This window comes from Candidatus Ruminimicrobium bovinum, from assembly GCF_902760015.1.
GTDB lineage: Bacteria > Elusimicrobiota > Endomicrobiia > Endomicrobiales > Endomicrobiaceae > Ruminimicrobium > Ruminimicrobium bovinum.
In genome coordinates, this window is sequence record NZ_CACWEU010000186.1 from 1 (window position 1) to 6,128 (window position 6,128).

General features: G+C 32.6%; 6 protein-coding genes. All 6 read left to right on the forward strand.

The window, feature by feature from the left end; all coding sequences use genetic code 11:
- Window positions 1-54: 54 nt before the first annotated feature.
- Window positions 55-1,701: a DEAD/DEAH box helicase gene (locus ACMUOV_RS06280; protein WP_413854253.1), complete on the forward strand. Its 1,647-nt coding sequence runs from the start codon at window positions 55-57 to the stop codon at window positions 1,699-1,701.
- A 1-nt stretch (window position 1,702) separates the two neighbouring features.
- On the forward strand, window positions 1,703-1,930 hold the full coding sequence (locus ACMUOV_RS06285; protein WP_413854254.1) for an FmdB family zinc ribbon protein: 228 nt from the start codon (window positions 1,703-1,705) through the stop codon (window positions 1,928-1,930).
- A 28-nt stretch (window positions 1,931-1,958) separates the two neighbouring features.
- Window positions 1,959-2,675 (forward strand): hypothetical protein, encoded by a 717-nt coding sequence (locus ACMUOV_RS06290; RefSeq protein ID WP_413854255.1) that lies wholly within the window; start codon window positions 1,959-1,961, stop codon window positions 2,673-2,675.
- Entirely contained in the window at window positions 2,650-3,969 is a 1,320-nt protein-coding gene (locus ACMUOV_RS06295; RefSeq protein WP_413854256.1) for an SPL family radical SAM protein, read from the forward strand. Before ACMUOV_RS06290 ends, ACMUOV_RS06295 begins: the two co-directional genes overlap by 26 nt.
- 12 nt (window positions 3,970-3,981) lie before the next feature.
- Window positions 3,982-4,662 (forward strand): tetratricopeptide repeat protein, encoded by a 681-nt coding sequence (locus tag ACMUOV_RS06300; RefSeq protein WP_413854257.1) that lies wholly within the window; start codon window positions 3,982-3,984, stop codon window positions 4,660-4,662.
- Between the two features lie 17 nt (window positions 4,663-4,679).
- The coding region (locus ACMUOV_RS06305) for a valine--tRNA ligase (protein WP_413854258.1) at window positions 4,680-6,128 on the forward strand (1,449 nt) is incomplete at its 3' end.

A 6,128-nucleotide genomic window follows, 5' to 3' on the forward strand; every position in this document is an offset into this window, starting at 1 on the left:
AAATACGGATGTGAATTTGGAAGAAGTAAAACATATTTTGGCTGAGGAGCATCAATGGAAAAACTAAAATTCAGTGAACTTAATATAAGTCAGGAAATATTAAAAGCTGTTGCGGATATGGGTTTTGAAGAAGCAACACCGATACAATCTTTGGCTATTCCCAAAATGATAGAAGGCAGGGATATTATAGGGCAGGCACAAACGGGAACGGGTAAAACCGCAGCATTCGGTATTCCCATACTTGAAAAAGTAAATCCTAAAAGTAAAAATACACAAGCACTTATAATGTGCCCCACAAGAGAGCTTGCCATTCAGGTTGCCGGTGAACTGCAGGCACTTGCAAAATATAAAAGAGGAATAAATATTGTTCCTGTTTACGGCGGGCAACCTATAACAAGGCAAATGGCAGCACTTGCAAGAGGAACACAAATTGTAATAGGAACACCGGGAAGAATTATAGACCATATAGAAAGAAAAACTTTAAAACTTGAAAATACTTCCATAGTAGTTTTGGACGAAGCCGATGAAATGCTTGATATGGGTTTTATCGATGATATAGAATTAATACTTAAATCGTTGCCGGAAGAAAGGCAAACGGTTTTCTTTTCGGCAACAATGCCTAAAGAATTTTTAAATTTAACAAAAAAGTATCAAATTCAGCCGGAGAATATAAAAGTTGTTCATGAAAAATTAACCGTTCCGTTGACGGAACAGTTGTATTGTGAAGTTAGGGAGCATCAAAAAGTTGAGGCATTATCAAGATGTTTGGATATGTATTCTCCTAAATTATCATTGATATTTTGTAATACAAAAAAGAAGGTTGATGAAGTTACCGCTCAATTACAAACGAGGGGATATTCCGCAGATGCAATTCACGGTGATATGAGCCAAACTCAACGTGACAGAGTAATGAATAAATTTAGAAACTGTAAAATAGAAATTCTTGTTGCCACGGATGTTGCGGCTCGTGGAATAGATGTTGATGAAGTTGAAGCCGTATTCAATTATGATATTCCGCAGGATATAGAATCTTATGTTCACAGAATAGGAAGAACGGGAAGAGCCGGAAGAACGGGAAAGGCATTCAGCTTAATTTCAGGCAGGGATATTTATAAATTAAGAGATATTCAAAGATATACTAAAGTTTCAATAAAAAGGTTTCCCGTTCCGTCGCTTGCCGATGTTGAAAATATAAGAATTTCATCTTTTATGGAGAAAATAAAAGAAAATTTAAAAAATGATACGGCAGAAAAATATATTCCTAAAATAGAATCTTTAATAACGGATAATATTACTTCGATAGATGTTGCGGCAACTTTATTTGAGATGATGTTAAAAGAAGAAAATGCGGAAAAACATAATGAAGATATTGATTTGAATGTTCATGAAACTTATTTTCAAAACGATAGAAGAAAAAAAGCCGGGAATAAAAACAGAAAGTTTGGTTCTGCAAGGCAAGCCGGTATGACAAGATTATTTATCAATATAGGTAAAAGTAAAAATATTCGTCCTGGGGATTTTGTAGGTGCAATTGCCGGTGAAACGGGATTAAACGGTAGTGTTGTCGGCGGAATTGATATTTTTGATAAATTTTCTTTTGTTGAAGTTCCAAAAGATGTTGCACAAAAAGTTATAGATGCTTTAAATAACAGTAATATAAAAGGTAACAAAGTTGTTGTTGAAAAAGCACAAGGGAGATAATATGCCTCTTTTTGAATATATCTGCAAAAAATGTAATACAAGATTTGAAAAAATTGTTTTCTCGATAGATAAAGAAAAAATAAAATGTCCTAAATGTAAAAGTGAAGAAGTTGAAAAACAAATATCAATGTTTTCTTCAAGTGCTAATTCCGATGCTTGTTTCGATAGTTCCTGCGGTGCTAATAACAAAGGAAGCTGTTGTTGCGGTGGACATTGCCACCACCATTAACGGCAATTTGTAGTTTAAAGGGGGTAAAATGACTGAATTATTGGATTATTTTGGTATAAAAACCGACGATATTCAAAAAAATTGTATTATTTGCCAAAATTCGGACCAAAATTTATTTTCAAAATTAGGTCAGTCGCAAACATATAACGGTTTTTTTACAAAAATAAATAATTATGATAAAGTAACGGTCATTTCTATAAAAAATAATTTTTTAGTCGGAGATATTGTTCTTTATTTGAAAGAAACCAAATGTGAAAATATAATTCTATTCGGAAGTTGCGGCGGTTGTGAAGAAGTATCAATAGGTGACCATGTTGTAGTAAAAAAAGTTTTTAATTTTGAAAGCTTTTCAGAAATGCTTGAAATGAAAAGAAATCCCGATTCTTATTATCCGTCTACGCCGTTATTAAACGATTATCTTTCAAAAGTTAAGGAATCCGATATAAAGCAGGTAAAGTGTGTAACAACAAGTTCCATAGTTTTGGAAAAAAAATATAAAGAATGGTTTCAAAAAAATAAAATAAATGTTGTTGATATGGAATGTTCTTCAGTTTTTTCTGCAGCTTCATCGATAAATAAAAAAGCAATAGCCGTATTTTATGTTACCGATATCGTAGGGGAAAAAGAACCTTTTGAAAATAAACTTGAATCTTCGGAAAAAACAAAAATTGCCAAAGCAAGAAAAGATATTTCTGCTTCCATAATAAATTTTATAAAAAATGAACAACAAGAATTTATTTATTAAATCTTTTTTAAATGAAAAATTTCCGCTGTTCGGTGTAAATAAAATAAGAGAAATATCAAGATTATTTTTTGAAATAAGTAAAAGAGAAAATATTTCTTATGAAACAATTTACGGATTATTATTGTCTAAGCGATATGAGGATATAAAAAAGCAATTGTTAAGCATAAGATATCCGAATTCGTTTAAAAGTGTAAAGAAAGACAGCTTTTATTTGCCTGATGTTGATATTGATGATGATAATAAAGTTAAATTTGATAACATAAAGTTTGTTCCGAAAAATGTTTTTTATACTAAGGATGTTTTAAATTCACAGCTTTTTGACAGAGTTAAAAATATTTATAAAAATGCAAACTTCAGTCAAATAGAAAGTTTAAAAAGTTATTTGAAAGAAAATAAATTTTCAATACAAAAATATAATAACAGACGTGAAAATTTATTTATAGTTAATGAAAAATTTGATTTTTTTAAAAAGTGTCCGTGCACGAAAAATGTAGTTTGTTGTAATTATTCTTTGATAAACATAGGTTTCGGCTGCCCTTATGATTGTGCTTATTGCTTTTTACAGGGTTATCAAAATGCGGCAGGAATTATATTGCCCGCAAATATAGATGATTTTTTAACTGATGATAAAATTATTCCGGTTAAAAGTAATTTTTTTGATAATCCGAGAGTCGGCAGCGGGGAATGGACTGATTCTTTGGTCTTTGATGATATTACGTTGTTTTCAAATAATATTGTAAATTTTTTTAAACAAAGACCCGGTATTGATTTTGAATTTAAAACAAAAAGCGTAAATATAGATAATTTGCTTAAAGCAGGCGGAACCGAAAATATAGTTGTCGCATGGTCGGTAAATTCACGGCAAATGATAAAAGAAAACGAATATTTAACGCCCGGTTTGCAAGCACGGCTTACCGCGGCACAAAAATGTGTTAAGGCGGGTTTTAGCACGGCTTTTCATTTTGATCCTGTTATATTGTATGACGATTGGAAACAAGGATATACGGACACCGTAGATGCGATATTTGATTTTATAGATGAAAAATATATAAAATGGATAAGTATCGGCTCTTTCAGAATGCCAGTTGAATTAAAAAAAACAATAGAAAACAGATTTCCGGAAAATAAAATTCTTAACGGAGAATTATTATTGGATGGAACTAAGTTAAGGTATATTGAGCAACAACGTGTAAATATTTATAAAACTATTGTTGAAAGAATAAAAAAATATAGTAATAAAATTAAAATTTATTTGTGTATGGAAAACGGTTCTGTTTGGAACAAAGTTTTTTAAAGAGGTAAAAAAATGAAAAGAACAAAATTGTATTTATTGGTAGCAAGTGTCGTGTTTTGCGGGTGTGTGTTTTGTTACGGAGAAGATGTTCCCGAAGGTTATTATTTTGAACCGGGAACGGTTAATTCAACGATGACCATTTCACAGGAATTGGCAATGAAAAGGAAAAACGGAACATCCGAAGGTGAATATGATGATAAAAGCTTTCATTTTCCTGAAAGAGAAATAAAAAGAGGTTATAAATTGGCAGAAACCGGAAAATATAAGGAAGCACTTGTAATATTTCATAAAAATATACAGCACGACGAAGAACTTATGAAACAGGACAAATACACATTAGGCGATATTTATTATATTATGGGTTATTGTTACGGTAAATTAGGCAATAAAGCAAACTTGGAAAAATATTTTAAAAAATCTTTGGAAGTTTGGCCTGAATGTCAAACTCCTTTGTATGAATTGGGTTTGTTTTATAAACAGGAAGGCAGAATTGATGATGCAATAGAAATTTGGGAAAGATTGTTGAAAATAAACGGTGCACATGACCTTGCTTTATATGAAATGGGGCTTATCTATGAACAAAGAGGTTTATTGTCACAGGCACAAGATTATTTTAAAACCGCGGCACAACTTGGTAACCCCGATGCCGAAAAGAAAGTAGATGGGAGTGACTGGAAAATACGTAGCAATTAGAAAAGGATAAATAAATAATGGAAATGGATAAAGTTTATAATGCAAAAACAGTAGAAGAAAAATGGGTAAAATATTGGATTGAAAATAAAACTTTTTCTTCAAAACCGGATAAAAATAAAAAATCTTTTACAATAGTTATACCTCCGCCGAACGTTACCGGGTCTTTACACATGGGGCATGCGTTAAATAATTCCTTGCAGGATGCAATTATCAGGTTTAAAAAAATGCAAGGTTATAATACTTTATGGGTTCCGGGGACCGATCACGGCGGAATCGCAACTCAAAATGTTGTAGAAAAGTTACTTAAAAAAGAAGGCAAAACGAAATATGATTTGGGCAGAGAAAAATTTTTGGAAAAAATGTGGCAGTGGCGACAGAAAACAGGTGACACTATTTTGAACCAATTGAAAAAACTCGGTTGCGGGCTTGATTGGGACAGAACAAGGTTCACTATGGACGAGGCATGTTCGAAGGCCGTTAAAAGAGCATTTAAACAATTTTACGATAAAGGTTTAATTTACAGAGGAAAAAGGTTAGTAAATTGGTGTCCCAGATGCAATACGGCATTATCCGATATTGAAGTTGAATATACTCCCGAAAAAGGTAATTTATGGTATATAAAATACCCTATAAAAGATTCGGACGATTTTTTAACGGTTGCAACAACAAGACCTGAAACTATGATAGGTGATACTGCCGTTGCGGTTAATCCTAACGATGAAAGATATAAGAAAATTGTAGGTAAAACAATAATTCTTCCTTTGGTTAACAGAGAAATAAAAATAGTTGCCGATTACATTGTTGATATGCAGTTCGGAACAGGAGCCGTAAAAGTTACCCCTGCACACGATGCGGTTGACTATGAAATAGCAAGAAGACATAACCTTGAAATACTTGAGGTTATAGATTCAAACGGTAATATGACCGATTTGGTTGCAAAGTATAAGGGAATGTCTGCGAAAGCCGCAAGAGAACAAATTGTTGCGGATTTACAGGAACAGGGATACCTTATAAAAACGGAAGATTATAATCACTCCGTAGGCAAATGTTACAGATGCGGGACAACAATAGAACCGATAATGTCGGAACAGTGGTTTTTAAAAGTTGAAGAAATGTCTAAAAGAGCATCACAGGCAGCAAAAGACGATAAAGTTAAATTTTATCCTGCATCCTGGAAAAAACCTTATACATTGTGGCTTGATAATTTAAGAGATTGGTGTATAAGCCGTCAAATTTGGTGGGGACACAGAATTCCGGTTTATTATTGTGTTGATGAAAAAGGAAACAAAACAAATTGTCCTCCTATAGTTGAACAGGATACTCCTGCAAAATGTCCTCATTGCGGTAACACACATTTGGTTCAGGATAACGATGTTTTGGATACATGGTTTTCTTCGGGTATGTGGCCGTTCAGTGTATTTAATTGGGGAGAAAATCCGGACAATGAAGAATTAAAATATTATTAT

What these genes read in the sequence shown, in the direction of transcription:
- ACMUOV_RS06290 (WP_413854255.1), top strand. Translation starts at nt 1,959, where the DNA reads ATGACTGAATTATTGGATTATTTTGGTATAAAAACCGACGATATTCAA.
- ACMUOV_RS06295 (WP_413854256.1), top strand. Translation starts at nt 2,650, where the DNA reads ATGAACAACAAGAATTTATTTATTAAATCTTTTTTAAATGAAAAATTT.
- ACMUOV_RS06300 (WP_413854257.1), top strand. Translation starts at nt 3,982, where the DNA reads ATGAAAAGAACAAAATTGTATTTATTGGTAGCAAGTGTCGTGTTTTGC.
- ACMUOV_RS06285 (WP_413854254.1), top strand. Translation starts at nt 1,703, where the DNA reads ATGCCTCTTTTTGAATATATCTGCAAAAAATGTAATACAAGATTTGAA.
- ACMUOV_RS06280 (WP_413854253.1), top strand. Translation starts at nt 55, where the DNA reads ATGGAAAAACTAAAATTCAGTGAACTTAATATAAGTCAGGAAATATTA.